This is a genomic window from Alcanivorax sp. HI0044 (assembly GCF_001634945.1).
The window spans coordinates 1-1,444 of sequence record NZ_LWEZ01001471.1 but is presented as its reverse complement, the minus strand read 5'-3'; the positions used below and the strand labels follow the sequence as shown (position 1 = coordinate 1,444).

At 44.6% G+C, this 1,444-nt stretch carries 2 protein-coding genes and 1 pseudogene; all 3 read right to left on the bottom strand.

What is annotated here, in order from left to right:
* Positions 1-190, bottom strand: a pseudogene (locus A3730_RS32795) (hypothetical protein); the annotation flags it as partial.
* Between the two features lie 149 nt (positions 191-339).
* Positions 340-858, bottom strand: coding sequence for an ATP-binding protein (locus A3730_RS22120; protein ID WP_063519444.1), 519 nt, complete (start codon positions 856-858; stop codon positions 340-342).
* An 87-nt stretch (positions 859-945) separates the two neighbouring features.
* Positions 946-1,444 (bottom strand): hypothetical protein (locus A3730_RS32080; protein WP_063538956.1); only part of this gene is annotated, 499 nt, incomplete at its 5' end.

Genomic DNA, 1,444 nt, shown 5'->3' with positions numbered 1-1,444 from the left:
CAACATCATAACCTTTTTGATTTACTTCCGTAGCCATCTGCCCATTGGTAATTAGCGCAGAGTAAAGTTCCCCGATCCGCCCAATAAGATGGCGCAATTCCGTAGGAGGCACTCCCCAAAGCAACTCCCTTTCAAACCAAGTCATTGCTTCACCCAACGATTGAATGAGCTGCATTTGAGTTAATGCCAAAATTCATTCCCCTTACCTAGCGCCTGTTATTTTATAAACACTCACTAGTCATTACAGCCAACCCTAATTAATAGAGACTAATTTTTTCTTTCAATCCAATTCCGCAACCCAATTCCGCAACCCAATTTCAGGGCAGTTCTTGCCTTTATCTACTTGACGCACGGGGCAAGACCTGACCCTCGTGTCCACTCAGAATGAATTATTGATACTTCACGAAGCATTTCAACTGCATCCAAAAGCGACTTTATTTCATCATGAAGGTCACGAAGAGTAATTTCGGCGGCACGCTCAAGATTTAGAAACTTGAAAGTAGCTCCGGCCTTTTCTTTTATTGTTCTCTTGCTAAGCCTACTAGCACTGATGGCTTGGTAAGCAATATTTGCTATTACATCTGAAAAAGTTGCGTCTGGAGAACAGGATACATCTATGTATTCTGAGTCAGAACTCTGATACTGGTTGGCAGCTGTTGCAGCGAGGGAAGATTTACCAACCCCTCTGTCTCCATAGATAAAAATATGGCGCCCAGAAGCATAAAGAGCTTCTTCAATTCTTCTGAGCTCCTTCTCTCTTCCGAATAAATGTTCAATACTATGGATCGGCTGCGCAGGAAAAACTAGCTTTGCCAGCTTCTTTCCAAATGATTGCCGTTCATATCCCTCAATTGCCATTAATCAGTCCTAAAGGTTAACTCTGATGAAAATATAACGCCTAAGCGCACCGGCGGCCTGTCCAGGCCGCCCAAGTGACGCGATTTGTTATGCAAATTGCTTGAATCCGAGATAGGTGTCTATGGCACCCCAGATGAAAATCCCGTATGAAGCGAGCCCCATAAAAATGCAACTCACGTTCAAAACCCAGCCCCAAAATTTGCATCGTTCACTTTGTGAAGAGTAAAGCCACTGGCTCAAATACGTTAAACCTGAGACCAGGCCAATAACGAATACCCCAAAAGTAAAAATCATCAATGAGCCAGAAAAAACCGAAAGCTTGCCTGGATTCTCAGTGGTCAACTTACCTAGGAAAGCCAGGAGGGCAATTGTTGCACCTCCGTTCATCAGCAACGACGTCTTAATGGCGTTTTGCCCCGCAGTTATTACGGACCTAAACATTTCAAGAGCCGACGATTGCTGAGCTTTACGATCCTCTACGTTAGCCTGTAATTGAGCGCGTATCTGCTCCAGTTTAACCGGATCGACCTCCTCCTCTGGGGCATCGATAACCCTATTGAGATAAGCAAGTAGGTCGTCACTCTGA

What these genes read in the sequence shown, in the direction of transcription:
- A3730_RS22120 (WP_063519444.1), bottom strand. Translation starts at nt 858, where the DNA reads ATGGCAATTGAGGGATATGAACGGCAATCATTTGGAAAGAAGCTGGCA.